Source organism: Mycolicibacterium parafortuitum (assembly GCF_002086815.1).
GTDB lineage: Bacteria > Actinomycetota > Actinomycetes > Mycobacteriales > Mycobacteriaceae > Mycobacterium > Mycobacterium parafortuitum.
This window is the reverse complement of the sequence record NZ_MVID01000007.1, coordinates 82,717-98,586: the sequence shown is the minus strand read 5'-3', so window position 1 is coordinate 98,586 and position 15,870 is coordinate 82,717. Positions and strand designations below refer to the sequence as shown.

General features: G+C 67.8%; 16 protein-coding genes and 1 tRNA gene. 13 read left to right on the top strand and 4 right to left on the bottom strand.

Translation table 11 applies throughout. The features are described from left to right. Positions 1-3 precede the first annotated feature (3 nt). Entirely contained in the window at positions 4-507 is a 504-nt protein-coding gene (locus BST38_RS10775) for a Dps family protein (RefSeq protein WP_181792046.1), read from the top strand. Here the strand turns inward: BST38_RS10775 and BST38_RS10770 are convergent. Beyond that, positions 482-1,783, bottom strand: coding sequence for an adenylate/guanylate cyclase domain-containing protein (locus BST38_RS10770; RefSeq protein ID WP_336385740.1), 1,302 nt, complete (start codon positions 1,781-1,783; stop codon positions 482-484). The genes BST38_RS10775 and BST38_RS10770 overlap by 26 nt on opposite strands. A gap of 160 nt (positions 1,784-1,943) precedes the next feature. Here BST38_RS10770 and BST38_RS10765 point away from each other — a divergent pair, with 160 nt between their 5' ends. Genes BST38_RS10765 through BST38_RS10750 form a run of 4 tightly spaced genes read left to right on the top strand, consistent with a single transcriptional unit; the run spans position 1,944 to position 6,774 of the window. After that, positions 1,944-2,639: a succinate dehydrogenase cytochrome b subunit gene (locus BST38_RS10765; protein ID WP_083143386.1), complete on the top strand. Its 696-nt coding sequence runs from the start codon at positions 1,944-1,946 to the stop codon at positions 2,637-2,639. Then, positions 2,636-4,582, top strand: coding sequence for a fumarate reductase/succinate dehydrogenase flavoprotein subunit (locus BST38_RS10760; protein WP_083143288.1), 1,947 nt, complete (start codon positions 2,636-2,638; stop codon positions 4,580-4,582). The genes BST38_RS10765 and BST38_RS10760 overlap by 4 nt, the downstream gene beginning before the upstream one ends. A gap of 10 nt (positions 4,583-4,592) precedes the next feature. Further along, positions 4,593-5,342 (top strand): succinate dehydrogenase/fumarate reductase iron-sulfur subunit, encoded by a 750-nt coding sequence (locus BST38_RS10755; RefSeq protein WP_083143287.1) that lies wholly within the window; start codon positions 4,593-4,595, stop codon positions 5,340-5,342. Between the two features lie 13 nt (positions 5,343-5,355). After that, positions 5,356-6,774: a DASS family sodium-coupled anion symporter gene (locus tag BST38_RS10750; RefSeq protein ID WP_237160738.1), complete on the top strand. Its 1,419-nt coding sequence runs from the start codon at positions 5,356-5,358 to the stop codon at positions 6,772-6,774. A 24-nt stretch (positions 6,775-6,798) separates the two neighbouring features. Here BST38_RS10750 and BST38_RS10745 read toward each other — a convergent pair. Next, positions 6,799-6,875: transfer RNA gene (locus tag BST38_RS10745), tRNA-Leu, on the bottom strand. Positions 6,876-6,961: 86 nt separating this feature from the next. Here BST38_RS10745 and BST38_RS10740 point away from each other — a divergent pair. The 7 genes from BST38_RS10740 to BST38_RS10710 all read left to right on the top strand — a co-directional run bounded on the left by BST38_RS10740 (position 6,962) and on the right by BST38_RS10710 (position 13,195). After that, positions 6,962-7,603 carry a two-component system response regulator PdtaR gene (locus BST38_RS10740; RefSeq protein ID WP_083143285.1) on the top strand — a complete coding sequence of 214 codons (642 nt, stop codon included), beginning with the start codon at positions 6,962-6,964 and terminating at the stop codon, positions 7,601-7,603. A gap of 212 nt (positions 7,604-7,815) precedes the next feature. Further along, positions 7,816-9,027 (top strand): branched-chain amino acid ABC transporter substrate-binding protein, encoded by a 1,212-nt coding sequence (locus BST38_RS10735; RefSeq protein ID WP_083143284.1) that lies wholly within the window; start codon positions 7,816-7,818, stop codon positions 9,025-9,027. A gap of 96 nt (positions 9,028-9,123) precedes the next feature. After that, a complete protein-coding gene (locus BST38_RS10730; protein ID WP_083143283.1) occupies positions 9,124-10,134 on the top strand; it encodes a branched-chain amino acid ABC transporter permease in 1,011 nt (336 codons plus the stop codon). Next, a complete protein-coding gene (locus BST38_RS10725; protein ID WP_083143282.1) occupies positions 10,131-11,276 on the top strand; it encodes a branched-chain amino acid ABC transporter permease in 1,146 nt (381 codons plus the stop codon). The genes BST38_RS10730 and BST38_RS10725 overlap by 4 nt, the downstream gene beginning before the upstream one ends. Next, positions 11,273-12,124, top strand: a complete 852-nt coding sequence (locus BST38_RS10720; protein ID WP_083143281.1) for an ABC transporter ATP-binding protein — start codon at positions 11,273-11,275, stop codon at positions 12,122-12,124. Before BST38_RS10725 ends, BST38_RS10720 begins: the two co-directional genes overlap by 4 nt. Further along, on the top strand, positions 12,108-12,854 hold the full coding sequence (locus tag BST38_RS10715) for an ABC transporter ATP-binding protein (RefSeq protein WP_083143280.1): 747 nt from the start codon (positions 12,108-12,110) through the stop codon (positions 12,852-12,854). Before BST38_RS10720 ends, BST38_RS10715 begins: the two co-directional genes overlap by 17 nt. 14 nt (positions 12,855-12,868) lie before the next feature. After that, the gene (locus BST38_RS10710; RefSeq protein ID WP_083143279.1) at positions 12,869-13,195 is read left to right on the top strand and encodes a YnfA family protein; all 327 of its coding nucleotides are present in this window, start codon (positions 12,869-12,871) and stop codon (positions 13,193-13,195) included. 9 nt (positions 13,196-13,204) lie between these two features. Here BST38_RS10710 and BST38_RS10705 read toward each other — a convergent pair whose 3' ends face one another. Further along, the gene (locus BST38_RS10705; RefSeq protein ID WP_083143278.1) at positions 13,205-14,089 is read right to left on the bottom strand and encodes an SCO6745 family protein; all 885 of its coding nucleotides are present in this window, start codon (positions 14,087-14,089) and stop codon (positions 13,205-13,207) included. Between the two features lie 85 nt (positions 14,090-14,174). On the opposite strand from BST38_RS10705, the gene BST38_RS10700 reads away from it, so the two are divergent. Then, positions 14,175-14,912 carry a DUF4333 domain-containing protein gene (locus tag BST38_RS10700; protein ID WP_083143277.1) on the top strand — a complete coding sequence of 246 codons (738 nt, stop codon included), beginning with the start codon at positions 14,175-14,177 and terminating at the stop codon, positions 14,910-14,912. 25 nt (positions 14,913-14,937) lie between these two features. Here the strand turns inward: BST38_RS10700 and BST38_RS10695 are convergent, their stop codons facing one another. Then, positions 14,938-15,846 carry a DoxX family protein gene (locus BST38_RS10695; protein WP_083143276.1) on the bottom strand — a complete coding sequence of 303 codons (909 nt, stop codon included), beginning with the start codon at positions 15,844-15,846 and terminating at the stop codon, positions 14,938-14,940. Positions 15,847-15,870: the final 24 nt, after the last annotated feature.

Sequence of the window (15,870 nt, the reverse complement as noted above, 5' to 3'; positions counted from 1 at the left end):
GACATGATCATGAACACAGCATCGAAGACACGTCGCACCGAAGCCGAGGTCACCGGGTTCCAGGCATCGCCGGACCTGAGCGCCGCACTGCAGCGCGTCCTGGTCGACCTGATCGAACTGCAGCTTCAGGGCAAGCAGGCGCACTGGAACGTCGTCGGCACCAACTTCCGCGACCTGCACCTGCAGCTCGACGAGGTGGTCGACTTCGCCCGCACGGCCAGCGACACCATCGCCGAACGGATGCGTGCGCTCGACGCCGTCCCCGACGGTCGCTCCGACACCGTCGCCGCGACCACGTCGCTTCCGGAGTTCCCGGCCTATGAGCACAGCACCGGTGACGTCGTCGACCTGATCACGACCCGGATCTACGCCGTGGTCGACACGCTGCGCACGGTCCACGATCCGGTGGACGCCGAGGATTCCAGCACCGCGGACATCCTGCACCAGCTCATCGACGGCCTGGAGAAGTTGGCATGGCTGGTCAAGTCGGAGAACCGTAAGGTCTGACACCACCGGAGGAGCCGATGATCTGGCCCTCCGCGGAACGGTGTCCGACGAGGTACCAGGTGTGCATCGCACCTTTGCCCTTGACGTCGACGACACCGCGCTCCTCGAGGACGAAGGCGTCGCGGAGTCGGCGATAGACGTTGTCGGGCACCTGGATTCGGCCTTCTTCGTCGGTGGTCTCCATCCGGGACGCGACGTTGACGGCGTCGCCCCACACGTCGTAGAAGAACTTCTTCGCGCCGACGACGCCGGCGACGACGGGTCCGCTCGCCATGCCGATGCGCAGCGGCACGTCGCGCCCCCGGGGGTCTTTCAGGCCGGCCACCTCGGTGGCCATGTCGAGGGCGAGGTAGGCGAGCGCCTCGAGATGGTCGTCGCGGGGAATCGGCACCCCGCTGACCACCATGTAGGAGTCGCCGCTCGTCTTGACCTTCTCCAGTCCGTGCCGGTCGACGAGGGCGTCGAGATCGGTGTAGAGCCGATCCAGGAAGCGCACCAGCTCGGCCGGTGCGGTGTCGCTGGCCCGTTTCGTGTAGCCGGCGATGTCGGCGAACAGGATCGATGCGTCGTCGTACTTGTCGGCGATGACGGTGCGCGTCGGCTCCTTGAGCCGGTCGGCGATGGTGGCCGGAAGGATGTTGGCCAGCAAGCGTTCTGAGCGCTCGTACTCCGCCTCCATCGCGGCTTCGGCCCGGTAGATCTCGCGCAGCGTGTACCACAGAGTCGCGACGATCATCACCGCCGACGTGCTGATCGCGCTGACGAAGCCGGCGGTCAACGTCCAGGACGGGCCGAGGCCGCGATCGCGAGGCACGGTCAGCTCCAGCGCGACAGTGATCACCACCCCGACGCCGGCGATCACCGATGCCAGTGCGATGCGCTCGACACCGAGGACGAGCACCACCAGCGACGCGGATACCAGGAAATAGAACTGCATTCCTGACCCGGTCCCGATGGTGTAGCAGACGAACGTCACCGACATGTAGGCGAACGTCACGAAAGTCAGCGGCGCGACCAACTCGCCGAGCGGGCACAGCCGGGGGATCCACAGGAACACCAGGCCGCACATGATGTTCACGGCGCCCAGCCACCACAATGAGCCACCGACGGCCAACTGGAATGCCCCGAACGCCGCCGACACCGCCGCGGCGATCCAGCTGGCGATCATCAGGACGCGGAGACGACGGCCCACCCGGTCTTCGCGGTGCCACTTCGGCGTCCACGTGCCACCCCCGGGCTCGTCCTCGGGCAGACAGACAGGCCGAACGTTGACCACGGGCGAAACCCTACGCGCCCGCGCACCGGATCGACTGCGCAATGAAATGACCCGGAGTAGCTTTTGTGGTGGGGGCAGGTTGGGGGTGAGCGTGGCATCCACCATCGAGCGGTCGGCCGCAGACAGCGCCGACGCCGGCCATGAGGTCGCTCGCAAGCCCATGCGGCAACGGTCCGACTGGCAGTGGCAGGTGCAGCCCTCCTCGGTCACGCTGAAACTGATCATGGCCGTCACCGGTGCGGTCTTCGCGCTCTTCGTTCTGGTGCACATGATCGGAAACCTGAAGGCGTACACAGGCGCGACGCATTTCGACGACTACGCGCACTGGTTGCGCACACTGGGTGAACCGTTGCTGCCCTACGAGGGCGCGTTGTGGATCTTCCGTGTCGTGTTGTCGGTATGCCTGCTCGCCCATGTCGGGGCGGCGGTGTTGTTGACCGTGCGCGGGCACCGGGCCCGCGGCCGCTTCCGGCGCAAAGGAATGCGATCACCCCGCACGTTCGCCGCCCGGACGATGTTCGTCAGCGGCGTTGTGTTGTTGCTGTTCATCATCTTTCACATTCTCGACCTCACCACCGGGACCCGCCCGGCGGCCGGCGAGACGTTCCGTGCCGGGCATGCGTACGACAACATGACCGCCAGCTTCGACCGGCCGGCGGTGGCGCTGTTCTATTTCCTGGCGATGGCGGTCCTGGGCTTGCATCTGGCACATGGGCTGTGGACGGTGGTCAACGACTTCGGCGTCACCGGTCGTCGCGCCCGGCAGGTGCTGGTGATCGTGGGACTCGCTGTCGCACTTGCGGTGACGGTCGGCAACATGTCCATTCCGGTTGCGGTGCAGCTGGGACTGTTGTGAGCGGGCCCGAGCGGTGGCGCATCGTCGGCGGCACCGTCGACGGTCGTGTCCCCGCGGGGGATCCGTCGGCCGCGTGGGCACAACGCATGCTGGACTACCGCCTTGTCAGTCCGCTGAACCGGCGCAAGTTCACCGTGCTCGTCGTCGGGACCGGGCTCGCCGGCGCGGGATGTGCGGCGGCCCTGGCCGAACTGGGCTACCGCGTCGAGTCCTTCACCTACCACGACGCGCCGCGGCGGGCCCACAGCGTCGCCGCGCAGGGCGGGATCAACGCCGCGCGCGGACGCAAGGTCGACAACGACAGCGTCGCGCGCTTCGTCAAGGACACCGTCAAGGGCGGGGATTTCCGCGCGCGTGAAGCCGACTGCTTCCGCCTGGCCGAGGAATCCGCGCGCGTCATCGACCATATGAACGCGATCGGCGCACCGTTCGCGCGGGAGTACGGCGGCAGTCTGAGCACCCGGTCCTTCGGCGGCGTACAGGTGTCGCGGACGTATTACACCCGGGGCCAGACAGGGCAGCAGCTGCAGATCGCGGCCAGCCAGGCGCTGCTGCGCCAGGTCGACACCGGCGCGGTCACGCTGCACACCCGCTGCGAGGTGCTGGATCTGATCGTGGTCGACGGCGCGGCGCGCGGCATCGTCACGCGCAACCTGGTGACCGGGCAGGTCGAGGCGTTCACCGGGCACGCGGTCGTGCTCGCCACCGGCGGATACGGCAACGTGTTCTTCCACTCCACCCTGGCCAAGAACTCCAACGCCACCGCGACGTGGCGGGCCTACCTGCGCGGCGCGCTGTTCGCATCTCCGGCGTTCATCCAGTTCCATCCGACCGCGCTGCCGGTGAACTCCCAGTGGCAGTCCAAGACCATCCTGATGAGCGAGTCGCTCCGCAACGACGGGCGGATCTGGGTACCGAAGAAACCCGGGGACGACCGGCCGGCCAACGACATCCCCGAACAGGACCGCGACTACTACCTGGAGCGGATGTACCCGGCGTACGGGAACCTGTCCCCGCGCGACATCTCCTCGCGCGCCGCGCGTGCCCAGATCGATTCCGGCCACGGCGTCGGTCCTCTGAAAAACAGTGTCTACCTTGACTTCCGGGACGCGTTGACCAGGCTCGGCCGCGACACGCTCACCGAGCGATACGGCAACCTGTTCGCGATGTACCGCGACGCGACCGGTGAGGATCCCTATGTGGTGCCGATGCGCATCGCGCCGGGCGCACACTTCTCTATGGGCGGGCTGTGGAGCGACTTCGACGAGATGACCTCGATCCCAGGGCTTTTCGTCGGTGGGGAAGCGGGATGGACCTACCACGGAGCCAACCGGCTGGGAGCCAACTCGCTGCTGTCGGCGTGCGTCGACGGGTGGTTCACCCTGCCCTACTCGATCCCCGACTACCTGGCGGGCCTGCTCGGTACGCAGCCGCCCGCCCCCGACCATCCGGCGGTGACGGCAACGCTGGAGGACGTCCGGAGGCGGGTCGAGGCGCTGCTGTCGATCGGAGGTACCCAGGGACCGGACCGCTTCCACCGCCGCCTCGGCGACATCCTGTACCGAGGTTGCGGGGTGTCGCGCTCGGAGGCCGGGCTCAAGGCCGCGATCGCCGAGATCGACGCGCTCAGTGCCGATTTCTGGTCCGACCTGCGGGTGGCGGGTACGGGGGCGCAGTTCAACCAGGAACTCGAAAAGGCCGGCCGGGTGGCCGATTTCCTCGGGCTGGCGCGGCTGATGTGTATCGACGCCCTGGACCGGGACGAATCCTGCGGCGCCCACTTCCGGGTCGAGCACCAAACGGCCGGCGGCGAGGCCCTGCGCGACGACGACCGGTGGTGCTTCGTGTCGGCCTGGGAGCACAACGGCGACGGCCCGCCGATCCGGCGCGACGAACCGTTGAGTTTCACCGCGGTGCCGTTGCAGACCCGGAACTACACGTGAGAGGGGTGGCGTGAAGCTGACTTTGGAGATCTGGCGGCAATCCGAGACCGCGGCATCGGGTGGTTTCGCCACCTACGTCGTCGACGACGCGAGCCCGGAGATGTCGTTGTTGGAGCTCCTCGACCGGCTCAACGACACCCTGGTCGCCGACGGTGACGACCCGGTGGCCTTCGATTCCGACTGTCGGGAAGGGGTGTGCGGATCGTGCGGGATCACCGTCGACGGGCGCCCGCACGGCCCGGTGCCCAACGCGCCGTCCTGCCGGCAGCACGTGCGGTCGTTCTCCGACGGGGCCCGGGTGCGTCTGGAACCGTTCCGGTCGGCGGCGTTCCCGGTCGTCCGTGACCTCGTGGTCGACCGTTCGGCGCTGGACCGGATGATCACCGCGGGCGGTCACGTCGCCGTGGATGCCGGCACTGCGGGCGACGCGGACGCCGAGCCGCTGCCGCACGACGACGCCGAGTACGCGCTGGACTTCGCCGCCTGCATCGGTTGCGGCGCCTGTGTGGCGGCGTGCCCCAACGGGGCGGCCCACCTGTATGCCGGCGCGAAACTGCTGCACCTGGGCACGGTGACGCGCGGCGCTCAGGAACGCGGGCGGCGCGCCAAGGCCGTGATCGGCCAGATGGAGGCCGACTTCGGACCGTGCTCGAGCTACGGGGAGTGCTCGGCGGTGTGTCCCGAGGCGATTCCGCTGACCGCCGTGGCCGCGGTCAACCGGGAAGCGGTGCGGTCACGTCTGCGCGGCCGGCCGGACTGAGAGCGGGGACAGTGTGAGCAGACCATGGGTGCCGTACCTGTGGAAGGCAGGCATTCCCGTGCTGGTCGCGGTGGTGGTCTACTTCCTGCCCGTGCCCGAGGGGGTCGAGCCGACGGGGATGCGCATGCTCGGCATCTTCCTGGGCACGATCCTCGGGCTGATCCTGCAGCCATTGCCGACCAGCTCGGTGGCGTTGATCGGGATGTCGGCGGCGATGCTCACCAAGACCGAATCGGCGGCCCGGGCGCTGGCGGGCTTCGCCAACACCACGGTGTGGCTCATCGTCGCGGCGTTCTTCATCGCGGAGGGCTTCCTGGTCACCGGGCTGGGCCGGCGTATCGCCCTGCAGTTCGTGATCCGGTTGGGGCGCTCGACGCTGGGTCTGTCCTACGGGATGGCGCTGACCGATCTGATCCTGGCGCCCGCGACACCGTCGAACACCGCGCGGTGCGGGGGAGTCGTCTTCCCGGTGGTGGCCTCGTTGAGCCGGCTCGAGGACTCCCACCCCGAACCGGAGGAATCCCGCAAGCGCCTCGGAGCCTTCCTGACGTTGACCGCCCTGCAGGTCAACGTGGTGACCTCGGCGATGTTCCTGACCGCGATGGCGGGCAACCCGGTGGCCCAGGAAGCGGCCCGCGAACTGGGCGTCGAGATCTCCTGGGCGGGATGGGCGGCGGCGGCCGTGGTGCCCGGGCTGGTCAGCCTGCTGGTGGTGCCGTGGGTGATGTCGAAGATCTACCGGCCGACGGTGGTCAAGACGCCGGAGGCGCCCGAGGCGGCACGTGCGCAGTTGCATGAGTCCGGTCCGATGTCGCGCCGGGAGTGGATCATGGCCGCGACGTTCGTGCTGCTGCTGATCCTGTGGTGCCTGGGGGAAGTGCTCAACATCGACGCGACGACCGCCGCGTTCACCGGCATCGCGATCCTGCTGATCACCGGGGTGCTGACCTGGCGAAACCTGGCCGACAACACCTCGGCGTGGAGCACCCTGGTGTTCTTCGGCGTGCTGGTCGGGATGGCCGCCGAACTTAACCAACTCGGCGTCATCGACTGGATCGGTGAAACCGTGGCCGGCTCGGTGGACGCGCTGCCGTGGCTGCTCGCATTCGCGATCCTGACCACCGTCTACTTCTATTCGCACTACCTGTTCGCGTCCAACACCGCGCACATCGTCGCCATGTACGCGGTGTTCCTCGGCGCCGCGATCGCCACCGGCGCACCGCCGCTGTTCGCCGCGCTGGTGTTCGGGTTCATCGGCAGCCTGTTCGGCGGCCTCGCGCACTATTCGTCGGGGCCGGCGGGCGTGATCTACGGGTCCGGCTACGTCAAGACCAGTGAGCTGTTCCGGATCGGGTTCGTGATGAGCATCGTCAACATCGCGATCTGGACGTCCGTCGGGGGACTGTGGATGAAGGTCATCGGCGTCTGGTGAACACGCCAGGACAACGCCGGGTCGTGGTGCCCTCGGTGAGATTCGAACTCACACTGTACGGGTTTTGAATCCGTTTCCTCTGCCAGTTGGGATACGAGGGCGTCGCGCCCACACTAGGACGCGGCCTATCACCATAGATGATGGCCCCGCGCTCGCCCATATCGCCTGCGGGCTTCACAATGTCTGCATGTCATCCGCTTCCGCGTCATCCCCCGACGCCGCCGCCACGCCGCACCGCGTCCTGATCGCCGAGGACGAGGCGCTGATCCGGCTCGACCTGGCAGAGATGCTGCGTGAGGAGGGTTACGAGATCGTCGGCGAGGCCGGCGACGGCCAAGAGGCCGTCGACCTGGCCGAGTCGCTGCGCCCTGACCTGGTCATCATGGACGTGAAGATGCCCCGGCGAGACGGCATCGACGCGGCGTCCGAGATCGCCGCCAAGCGCATCGCCCCGATCGTGATCCTGACCGCGTTCAGCCAGCGCGAACTGGTCGAGCGGGCCCGCGACGCCGGCGCGATGGCCTACCTGGTCAAGCCGTTCAGCATCACCGACCTGATCCCCGCGATCGAGGTCGCGGTCAGCCGGTTCAGTGAGATCGCCGAACTGGAGAAAGAGGTCGCGACGCTGTCGGACCGGCTGGAGACCCGCAAGCTCGTCGAACGCGCCAAGGGTTTGCTGCAGGCCAAGCAAGGGATGACCGAGCCGGAAGCGTTCAAGTGGATTCAGCGTGCCGCGATGGATCGGCGCACCACGATGAAGCGTGTCGCGGAGGTCGTCCTCGAGACTCTGGACCCACCCGCTGACACGCCCGACGCGGACGCCAAATAGCGCCGCCGGGCCCCGCGGCCCGTTAAGTCTGCGTTTCCGGCGCAGTCTTTTCTCAGCTGACCTGGTTTATCCACGCGACGCGTTTTCGAACGGCACGCGATACCGCGGCGTGGCGGTTATGGTCGTCGGCGAAGCATCGCCGACGTGATCGTCAGTGGTTATCGGACGGACACCCGAAGATGTCGAGACAAACACTGAACCGGAGGTGGGACGTGCGCGGTCGCGTGGCACGCAAGGCATTTGCTCTCGGTGGCGCGGGGTTGATTGCGCTGGCTATGGCCGGCTGTAGTCAGGGCTCGCCCGAAGAGGAAGCAGCGCAGTCGAATCTGAAGATCGTCGAGAAGGTGCAGATCGACGAGACCGGCGCCGAGGTCGCCGCGAGCGAGGGCGCCGCGCCCGCCGACCCGGCAGGTGACGGGCAGGCGACATGCCCGCCGGTGTCGATCGCCATGGCCGGAGCGCTCAACGGCCCCGACGCCGCGCTCGGCATCAACATCAAGAACGGCGTCCAGCTCGCGATCGACAAGCACAACGCCGCCAACCCGGGCTGCCAGGTGCAGCTCAAGCCGTTCGACACCGAGGGCGATCCGCAGAAGGCCAGCGCCATCGCCCCGCAGATCGTCGACGACCAGTACACGATCGGCCTGGTCGGGCCCGCCTTCTCGGGCGAGACCAAGGCCACCGGTGGCGTGTTCGACCAGGCAGGCCTGGTGGCCACCACCGCGTCGGCGACCAACGTGACGCTGTCGGAGAACGGCTGGAAGACGTTCTTCCGCGGCCTGGCCAACGACGGCGTGCAGGGCCCGTCGGTCGCGAACTACCTGAAGAACACCCTGGGCCACAAGAAGGTCTGCGTCGTCGACGACAGCACCGACTACGGTCTCGGCCTGGGACAGGCCGTGCGCGAGACCCTCGGCCCCGTGGCCGACTCCGCGTGCAACATCTCGGTGAAGAAGGGCGACAAGGACTTCTCCGCCGCGGTGACGCAGATCAAGGGTGCGGCCCCGGATTCGGTGTTCTTCAGCGGCTACTACGCCGAGGCTGCACCGCTGGTGCAGCAGCTGCGTGACGGCGGTTTCGAGGGCGTGTTCGCCAGCGCCGACGGCACCAAGGACCCGGAGTTCGTCAAGCAGGCGGGTGAATCCTCCAAGGGTGCTGTGCTGGCCTGCCCGTGCGGCCCGGCCACCGGCTCCTTCGCCGAGGAATACCAGGAGAAGTTCGGCCAGGAGGCGGGCACCTACAGCGCCGAGGGCTACGACCTGGGCACCATCCTGCTCAAGGGCATCGACTCCGGTGCGATCACCCGCCCGGCCCTGCTGGACTTCGTCCGCAACTACCAGGGCCAAGGTGTGGCCCGCGAGTACCAGTGGACTCCTGAGGGTGAGCTCACCACCACGTTGATCTGGATTTACGACGTCCAGTAACCGCTGAAGCGAAACGCGTCCGAGAGTTCTTGGCTCGGACGCGTTTTCGCTCAGCAGTCCTTTTCGACTGGTCCCCGCTGAGGAGCTCACCACCGGATGAACCTGGCCGCAAACATCAACTTCAACGTCGGTGCGCTGGTGGACAGCTTCTGGCAGTTGACGATCGACGGCCTGTCCTGGGGAGCGATCTACGCCCTGGTCGCTGTCGGCTACACCCTGGTCTTCGGGGTGCTGCGTCTGATCAACTTCGCGCACTCCGAGATCTTCATGCTGGGCATGTTCGGGGCGTACTTCGCGCTCGACGTCATCCTCGGTTTCACCCCGAGCGGCAACGCCTACAACAAGGGCGTCGGGCTGACCATCCTGTACCTGGGCGTCGCGATGCTGTTCGCGATGGCCGTGTCCGGAAGCGCGGCGATCGGTTTGGAGTTCGTCGCCTACCGCCCGCTGCGCAAGCGCAACGCGCGGGCGCTGACATTCCTGATCACCGCGATCGGCATGTCCTTCGTGCTCCAGCAGTTCGTGCTGTTCATCCTGCCGAAGCTGATCCCGGGCTACGGCGGGCCGAATGCCCAGCAGCCGATCGTGCTGGTGCAGCCCAAGACCCAGTTCGAGCTGTTCGGGGTCTCGATCTCCAACGTCACCATCGTGATCATCTCGGCCGCGCTGGTGCTCGCGGTGCTGACCGACATCGCGATCAACCGCACCAAATTCGGCCGCGGCATCCGCGCCGTCGCGCAGGACCCGACGACGGCCACCCTGATGGGGGTGTCGCGGGAACGGATCATCATGACGACGTTCCTGATCGGCGGTCTGCTCGCCGGCGCGGCCGCGCTGCTCTACACGCTCAAGGTGCCGCAGGGCATCATCTATTCCGGCGGATTCCTGTTGGGTATCAAGGCGTTCTCGGCGGCGGTACTCGGCGGCATCGGCAACCTGCGCGGCGCGCTGCTCGGCGGGTTGCTACTTGGGGTGATGGAGAACTACGGCCAGGCGGTGTTCGGCACGCAGTGGCGTGACGTGGTCGCGTTCGTGCTGCTGGTTCTGGTGCTGCTGGTGCGTCCTACCGGCATCCTCGGTGAGAGCCTCGGGAAGGCACGCGTATGACACGGGTGATGGATTGGCGGGACGGCCTGACCCGGGCCCAGAAGTGGGTGTTCGGCATCGTCCTGTTCGCCGGGATCGCGTTGTCCCCGTTGTTCAAGCCGGGATTCATCAACACGCCGGGAATCAGCTTCGGCGGCACCATGGCGCAGTTCGCGATGGTCGCGATCATCGCGATCGGCCTGAACGTCGTCGTCGGACAGGCGGGTCTGCTGGACCTCGGCTATGTCGGGTTCTATGCCGTCGGCGCCTACACCGTGGCACTGTTGACCAGCCCTGAGAGCCCGTGGAATCAGATGAGCCCCAAGGGTTTCCTGACCACCCCGTGGGCCTGGCTTGCCTGTGTGCCGCTGGCTATGGCGGTGACCGCGCTCAGCGGCCTGATACTCGGCACCCCGACGCTGCGGCTGCGCGGTGACTACCTGGCGATCGTCACCCTCGGTTTCGGCGAGATCATCCGTCTGCTGGCCGACAATCTGGCCGACGTCACCAACGGGCCCCGCGGTCTCAACGAGGTCGCCTTCCCGCATTTCCTGGAGAACGAGCAACATCCCGAAGGTGTGTTCTCCGTATCCAATTCGGGCGGTGACGCCAACTACGGCACCTGGTGGTTCTGGCTCGGACTCACCCTGATCGTCGGCATCCTGCTGTTGGTCGGGAACCTCGAGCGCAGCCGGGTCGGACGCGCCTGGATCGCCGTCCGCGAAGACGAGGACGCCGCGGAGGTCATGGGCGTCAACGCGTTCAAGTTCAAGCTGTGGGCGTTCACGATCGGCGCGGCCATCGGAGGGCTTTCCGGTGCGCTCTACGCCGGGCAGGTGCAGTACGTCGCGCCGCCGACGTTCAACATCATCAACTCGATGCTGTTCCTGTGCGCTGTGGTACTCGGCGGGCAGGGCAACAAGCTCGGCGTGATCCTGGGCGCGTTCATCATCGTGTACCTGCCGAACCGGCTTCTGGGAGTGCATTTCCTGGGCATCGACATGGGCAACCTGAAGTACCTGTTCTTCGGCCTGGCGCTCGTGGTGCTGATGATCTTCCGACCCCAGGGCCTGTTCCCGGCCCGCCAGCATCTGCTCACCTACGCCAGAGCCGCCCGCAAGCTGTTGCGGGCCCAGCCGACGGACACGGAGCCGGTGAAATGACCGAACCGGAGACCTTCGAGGATGCTGTCGCCGAGATCGCCGGCGTGCACCGCGACATCCAGGCCGACGAGGGCGAGGTGCTGCTGCAGACCACCGATCTGACCGTGAAGTTCGGCGGCCTGACCGCGCTCGACGCGGTGACGTTCAACATCCGTCGCGGCGAGATCCTCGGCCTCATCGGCCCCAACGGGGCGGGCAAGACGACCTGCTTCAACGCGATCACCGGCGTGTACCGGCCGACATCGGGCACGGTGACATTCGACGGCTCCCCGATCGGCAGGATCAAACGCCACCAGATCACCCGGCTCGGGATCGCCCGGACCTTCCAGAACATCCGGCTCTTCGGTGAGATGACCGCGCTGGAGAACGTGATGGTCGGAACCGACGCCCGCCACCACACCTCGGTACCCGGGGCGTTGTTCCGCTCGCCGCGGCACCGCCGGGAGGAGAAGTCGGCGATCGAACGGTCGGCGGCGCTGCTGCATTTCGTCGGGATCGCGCACCGGGGTGAGGAGAAGGCCAAGAACCTGTCCTACGGCGACCAGCGCAGGCTGGAGATCGCGCGGGCGCTGGCCACCGAACCGAAGCTGCTGTGCCTGGACGAACCCGCGGCCGGGTTCAACCCCAGCGAAAAGTCGGCGTTGATCGATTTGATCCGCAAGATCCGCGACGACGGCTACACCGTGCTGCTGATCGAACACGACATGCGGCTGGTGATGGGGGTGACCGACCGGATCGTCGTGCTCGAGTTCGGCCGCAAGATCGCCGACGGCCTGCCCGCGCAGATCCGCGAGGACCCGAAGGTCATCGCCGCTTACCTGGGGGTGCCCGATGACGAAATCAGCTGACGACTCCCGTCCCGTGCTGCTGGACGTGCGCGACGTCGTCGTGCACTACGGCCGGATCAAGGCGTTGCACTCGGTGTCGCTGACCGTGCACGAAGGTGAGCTGGTCACGCTGCTCGGCTCCAACGGCGCCGGCAAGACGACGATGATGCGCGCGATCTCGGGCCTGTTGCCGCTGACGTCGGGGTCGGTGTGGTTCGACGGCAAGGACATCAGCCGTGTCCCCGCACACAAGCGGGTGACCGACGGGTTGATCCAGGCCCCGGAGGGCCGCGGCGTGTTCCCCGGCATGACGATTATCGAGAACCTCGAAATGGGTTGCTACAGTCGCAAATTCCCGTCGAAGGCCGAGCACGACGAGCGCCTCGACTGGGTGCTGCAGACCTTCCCGCGGCTCGCCGAGCGGCGCAGCCAGGTCGGGGGCACACTGTCCGGCGGTGAGCAGCAGATGCTCGCGATCGGGCGGGCGCTGATGGCCCGGCCCAAGGTGCTGCTGCTCGACGAGCCGTCGATGGGCCTTGCCCCGATGGTCATCTCGCAGATCTTCAAGATCATCGCGGAGATCAACGCAAGCGGCACCACCGTTCTGCTCGTCGAGCAGAACGCCCAACAGGCGCTGAGCCGATCCGACCGGGCGTACATCCTGGAAACCGGCGAGGTCACCCGCACCGGCGTCGCGCGGGAGTTGTTGGCCGACGACAGCATCCGCGCCGCGTACCTCGGCGTCGCATAGGCACGGGTAGACGCGTGATCGTCAAGTCTGTGCTGCTGTTCGTCCTCGCCGCGATCCTGGAGATCGGCGGAGCGTGGCTGGTCTGGCAGGGATTGCGGGAGCATCGCGGCTGGCTGTGGATCGGAGCGGGCATCATCGCGCTCGGCGCCTACGGATTCGTCGCGGCGTTTCAGCCGGACGCGAACTTCGGCCGAGTCCTCGCCGCGTACGGCGGGGTGTTCGTCGCCGGCTCCCTGCTGTGGGGGATGGTCGCCGACGGCTTCCGCCCGGACCGGTGGGACATCGTCGGCGCAGCGGTCTGCCTCGCCGGCGTCGGCCTGATCATGTACGCCCCGCGCTGAGGCGACCCGTCAGTCCAGACGTGCGCTGCCGTCGTCGAGGTCGTCACGGCTGAGCCCCATCGGCGTCCCCGCAGGCACGTCACCCGCGGCGACCACCTTGCGGGTGATCGGGGTGAGCGCTTGGAACAGGGCTTCGACGTCGCTGTCATCGAGCCCGGCGAGCACGGACAGCGCGATCGTGTCGGTGCGATCCTCGATGTGGCGCTTGAACTTTCGTCCCTCTCCGGTCAACACGCCGTCGCCGTCGAGCAGGCCGCGGCCGCGCAGGGCCTCCTGGTGGAGCGCCCACTGGTCGTCGTCGTAGTCGCGTGCCCGTTTGATCATCTCCGCGGGCACACCTCCGGCGGCGGCGTGCAGCACGTTGCACTCGCGCCCGGACAACCCCTCGGCAGTCAGCACGGCCACATGACCGTCCCCGCGGTGCTCACGCAGCAGCGTGGTCGCGTGCCACAGCCGCGCCTGCGGATCCGATGGCCATGGCAACGCGCGGTTGGCGCCGTAGAGCACGCGACCGTCGGTATCGGCCGATGCGACGGCCCGCCGCACCAGGTCGGCAACGGTCGCGGCCTCCTCGTCGCCGACCCCGCATCGCCGCAGCACCGCCGCCGCCGAACTCTCCCTGGCGGCCAGTGCCTCGGAGGGCGAGGCGACGTCCCACGCCGCGGGCAGCGCCTTGGCCACCCGTTCGGCCGTGAAGTTGTAGAACGCGGCCGTGACCACGTCGGCGGGAACCGGGCCCAGCGGAGCCGAGCGGGCGGCGAAGTAGCCCGACCAGAAACCCCGGTATCCCAGTCCGTCGAGCGCGGCACGGCTTTCCGGGGCGAAGTAGGTGACGGCGTGGACGGGTTCGGCGCGGTCGTGCAGGCGTCGCGCAGTCAGGGCGGTTCTGGGCATGCGAGCAGTAAAACATCGAAGCCAGCCGGCCCCGAAACTCTCTGCTAGGGTGCCTGCAAACTTCCTACCTGCGACGGGATACCACGTGAGGAAGGTCTTCGGTCCGCTCGCCGCGATGGCCCTCATCACCTCGGCGGCCGGATGCGGCGTGCAGACCCCCGACGACGGGCTCCCTGCTGTGGCGACCTCGGATCTGCAGTCCGACATCACCGCGCGGCTCCGCGAAGCCGGCGCGACCCCGGAATCGGTCTCGTGCAAGGACCCGCTCCCCGGCGAGGTCGGGCAGACGGCGCGGTGTGAGGTGGTGCTCGGCCCGACCAACCGGTTCGAGCCCATCGTGACTGTCACCGCCGTCGACGGCGACAGGATCGAGTACGAACTGATTCCCGCGCTGTCCGGAGAGCAGTTGGAGCGTGCGGTGACGCGATTGGTGGACGAGGCAGGCGGGCCGCCGCCGTCGCGTGTCGTATGCGAGACAGGTCTGCTCGGCGTGCTGGGGGAGACGGCCCAGTGCGAGGTCACCTCCGCCGGGGTCACGTTGCGGCGCACAGCCGAGGTCACCAGCCTCGACGGGCTGCTGATGAACTTCGACCTGGTGCCGATCCTGACCAAGACGGAGGTCGAGCAGTCGCTGCTGGCCGAGTTGGCGCGCCACGTCGCAAAGCCTCCGGAGTCGGCCACCTGCTCAGGCGACCTCGAGGGCAGGCCCGGAAACACGGTGGACTGCAGCGTGGTCGCCGGACCGGAAACCGCGGCGTTCGTCCTGACCGTGACCGCCGTGGACGGCACCAAGATCGACTACAGCTACGCGCCGCGGGACTGACAGGGGCGGCCGGCGACCGCCGCAATCAGCGCACGCGGTGCTGCTGCTTCTTGGCCTGCTTTTTCGCCTGCTTGCCGGCCTTCTTGGCTTCCTTGCTCGCGACATCGGCCAGCACCGCGGCGCGTTCGCGCGCCAGTTCAGCGCGTTCACGGGCCAGTTCGGCCAGCTCGGGCGCGCGATGGCGGGCCCGGTCGGCCAGTTCCTCGCCGCGTTCGCGGGCGATCTCGGCCAACTCGGGGGCGCGTTCGCGGGCCAGTTCGGCGAGTTCAGTGCCCCGCTCGCGGGCGACCTCGGCCAACTTGCCGCCGCGGTCGAGCGCCACCTCGGCGAACTCCGAACCCCGCTCCCCGGCGATGTGTGCGAGCTCGCGGCCCCGTTCGGCGCCGACCTGCAGCCCGTGCCCGACCTTCTCGGCGAGCGGGCTGTCCACCAGAGAGTTGCCGGCGGCAGCGCCGGCAGGCAGCGCCGACGCGACGGCGTCGGACACCTTGCGCGCGGCCCGGCGGCCACGCCACCCGAGCGAGGGCTTGCCCTCGGTGTCGACGGCGGCAATGATCAGGCCGCCGATGAGGCTGACGTCGGTGATGAAGGCGCGACGTTCGTCGGCCTTTCGCTGCGGGTCCACCTCGGTCCAGAAGGCATGACCGCCAAGGGAACTCGGAACCACGCTGAGCGCCAGTGCCGCCGAGGCGAACCTCGGGAGCCGGCCGGCGGCCAGCAGCAGGCCGCCGCCGATCTGCACCGCCGCGGTCACCTTCGCCACTGTCTCGGCGTTCGTCGGCAGATTGGTGCCGACCGGATCGGGCAACTTGCTGAGCTCTTCGAGCGTCTGCCGGGTGGCATCGGTCGCCGGTTTCGGGCTACGCAGGGCCTCGATTCCCCGCGAGATGAACACAGCGGACAGCATGGGGCGCGCAACACGTCGGATCAACATGGGGCCTGTGTTCCCAGGCACACC

Bases quoted from the DNA above. Each gene is read 5' to 3' on its own strand.
- BST38_RS10775 (WP_181792046.1), top strand. From the start codon at position 4: ATGATCATGAACACAGCATCGAAGACACGTCGCACCGAAGCCGAGGTC.
- BST38_RS10765 (WP_083143386.1), top strand. From the start codon at position 1,944: ATGCGGCAACGGTCCGACTGGCAGTGGCAGGTGCAGCCCTCCTCGGTC.
- BST38_RS10740 (WP_083143285.1), top strand. From the start codon at position 6,962: ATGTCATCCGCTTCCGCGTCATCCCCCGACGCCGCCGCCACGCCGCAC.
- BST38_RS10730 (WP_083143283.1), top strand. From the start codon at position 9,124: ATGAACCTGGCCGCAAACATCAACTTCAACGTCGGTGCGCTGGTGGAC.
- BST38_RS10725 (WP_083143282.1), top strand. From the start codon at position 10,131: ATGACACGGGTGATGGATTGGCGGGACGGCCTGACCCGGGCCCAGAAG.
- BST38_RS10720 (WP_083143281.1), top strand. From the start codon at position 11,273: ATGACCGAACCGGAGACCTTCGAGGATGCTGTCGCCGAGATCGCCGGC.
- BST38_RS10715 (WP_083143280.1), top strand. From the start codon at position 12,108: ATGACGAAATCAGCTGACGACTCCCGTCCCGTGCTGCTGGACGTGCGC.
- BST38_RS10705 (WP_083143278.1), bottom strand. From the start codon at position 14,089: ATGCCCAGAACCGCCCTGACTGCGCGACGCCTGCACGACCGCGCCGAA.
- BST38_RS10695 (WP_083143276.1), bottom strand. From the start codon at position 15,846: ATGTTGATCCGACGTGTTGCGCGCCCCATGCTGTCCGCTGTGTTCATC.